A 1716-nucleotide genomic window follows, 5' to 3' on the forward strand; every position below is an offset into this window, starting at 1 on the left:
CGTCCCGGCTCCGCAGGAGACCACCGGCCCGCAGCCGCCCCCCGCCGGCGATGCCCGCTCCGCTGACCCCGCGGCCGCCGGAGAGGTCGTCGTGGAAGAGATGGCCGCCACGGAACTCGATCTCGCGCCGGAAGCCACGCCGGCGCGCGGCGCCGGTGTCATCGCCGATTTCGTCCGCCGCCTGCCCAACGGGCCGGGCGTCTACCGCATGTATGACGCCCGCGGCGACGTGCTCTATGTCGGCAAGGCGCGCAGCCTGAAGAAGCGCGTTGCGAACTACACCCGCATTGCCGGGCAGTCGAACCGCATCGCGCGGATGATTCAGGCCACCGCCTCGATGGAGTTCGTCTCCACCCGCACCGAGACGGAAGCGCTGCTGCTTGAGGCCAACCTCATCAAGCGCCTGCGGCCGCGCTTCAACGTGCTGCTGCGCGACGACAAGTCGTTCCCCTACATCCTGATCCGCCGCGACCACGCCGCGCCGCAGATCCTGAAGCATCGCGGCGCCCGCACCCACGCGGGCGACTATTTCGGCCCGTTCGCTTCCGCCGGCGCCGTGGCGCGCACGCTGAATGCGCTGCAGAAAGCCTTCCTGCTGCGCACCTGCACGGATGCGGTGTTTGAAAGCCGCACCCGGCCGTGCCTGCTGTTCCAGATCAAGCGCTGTTCCGGCCCCTGTACCGGCGAGATCGGCGCGGACGATTACGGCCGGCTGGTGAACGAGGCCCGCGATTTCCTCGCCGGCCGCTCGCGCGGCGTGCGTGAGGAGATGACGGCGGCGATGCTGGCGGCCTCCGAAGCGATGGATTTCGAGCAGGCCGCCGTCTACCGCGACCGGCTTGCCGCGCTCGCCCACGTCACCAGCCATCAGGGCATCAATCCGGCGGGCATCGACGAGGCGGATGTGTTCGCCATCCATCAGGAGGCCGGGCAGACCGCGATTCAGGTGTTCTTTTTCCGCACCGGGCAGAACTGGGGCAACGTGCCTTACTTTCCCCGGGCCGACGCCGCGCTGGAGCCCGGCGAGGTGCTGCAGAGCTTCCTTGCGCAGTTCTATGACGACAAGGACGTGCCGAAGCTCATCCTCGTTTCCGAGCCGCTGCCGGAAGAAGAGCTGCTGGCCACCGCGCTCAGCGAAAAAGCCGGGCGGCGCGTGGAGGTGACCCGCCCGCAGCGCGGCGAAAAGCGCGACCTCGTCGACCATGCCCTGACCAATGCCCGCGAGGCGCTGGGCCGCCGGCTGGCGGAAACCTCCTCGCAGGCCCGCCTGATCGCCGGGCTGGCGGAGGTTTTCGGCCTGCCCCATCCGCCGCGCCGCATCGAGGTCTACGACAACTCCCACATCATGGGCACCAATGCGGTCGGGGCGATGATCGTCGCCGGGCCGGAAGGCTTCGCGAAGAACCAGTACCGCAAGTTCAACATCCGCTCCGCCGACATCACCCCCGGCGACGATTTCGGCATGATGCGCGAGGTGATGACGCGGCGCTTCTCGCGCCTGAAGCGGGAGGCGGGCGACCGGCCGCCGCAGGAAACCGGCGGCGAGGACGGCGACGACACGGCCGTCGGCGGCTGGCCCGATCTGGTGCTGGTGGACGGCGGCGCCGGCCAGCTTGCCGCCGCGCGCGGCATTCTCGACGATCTCGGCCTTGAGGGCATCGCCATGGTCGGCGTCGCCAAGGGCGTGGACCGCGATGCCGGCCGCGAGGAATTCCA

At 69.8% G+C, this 1716-nt stretch carries 1 protein-coding gene; it reads left to right on the forward strand.

The window, feature by feature from the left end; translation table 11 throughout:
• Nucleotides 1-100: 100 nt before the first annotated feature.
• Nucleotides 101-1716 (forward strand): excinuclease ABC subunit UvrC (gene uvrC / locus V7067_RS14820; RefSeq protein ID WP_334176678.1); only part of this gene is annotated, 1616 nt, incomplete at its 3' end.

The sequence above is a fragment of the Pseudoxanthobacter sp. genome (assembly GCF_036822375.1).
Lineage (GTDB): Bacteria > Pseudomonadota > Alphaproteobacteria > Rhizobiales > Segnochrobactraceae > Pseudoxanthobacter.